The organism is Micromonospora sp. PLK6-60 (genome assembly GCF_019890675.1).
Classification (GTDB): Bacteria; Actinomycetota; Actinomycetes; order Mycobacteriales; family Micromonosporaceae; genus Micromonospora.
Genome location: NZ_JAIOAA010000046.1, coordinates 1 through 745 on the forward strand (window position 1 = coordinate 1; position 745 = coordinate 745).

A 745-nucleotide genomic window follows, 5' to 3' on the forward strand; every position below is an offset into this window, starting at 1 on the left:
CCGAGCTCGGGCGCTGCTGGAACAGGCCCAGCGAGTCGTGGTCATTCTTGTCGCCGAGGTGGCCGAGGTTCTCCAGCTTCGACTCCTGCAGGCTGGTGGCGATCGAGATCACCGCGGCCCGCTCGGGCAGGCCGGCCTTCTTCGTGGCGGCGATGATCGCCTTGGCGTTGGCGGTCTGCTCGTCGTTGAGGGTGATGCTGGACTGGGCGCCCTGCACGCCGTGCGGGATCAGCGCGGCGGTGTCGGGCTTGTCGGCCTGCACGACCGCGACGGGGTTCAGGCCGTGGGCGGGGGTGGTGTCGGCGTGGTTCAGGGGGCCGGCGGCCAGGCCACCGGCGAAGGCCAGACCAGCGATACCGAGGATGCTCTTACGCAGCGTCGTGTTCATCAGGGTGGCTCCATTCGGGGGTCGGCGCGCAACCCGCTCGGGGGTCGGGGTCACGCGCAAGCACCACGTCAGGCGCTCAAAGTCTTCGGGGGATCCCGGCGGCTCACGGAAGCACGGGGCCTCTACGCGGGGGCCGGATGATGTGTAACGACCGCCGGCCCGCCACCATTCCCGGGCTCGGGCCTCGGGCTGGCAGCCCATCGGGCTGCTACACGGTCGTCCGGGTGATGTAACGACCCCGACCCGCCCGCCATTCCACCGACCCGATGACCCCGCCCACACCCCCGAACCGGACAAACCCCGCACCCGACCCCGAGACCTCCCACCCGGGCCCAGACAATCAGCGCACCCGTCGCG

At 71.0% G+C, this 745-nt stretch carries 1 protein-coding gene; it reads right to left on the reverse strand.

All coding sequences use genetic code 11. From position 1 onward, the window contains the following. On the reverse strand, positions 1-388 hold a 388-nt coding region (locus tag K7640_RS29800; RefSeq protein WP_222958277.1), incomplete at its 3' end, for a hypothetical protein. Positions 389-745 lie beyond the last annotated feature (357 nt).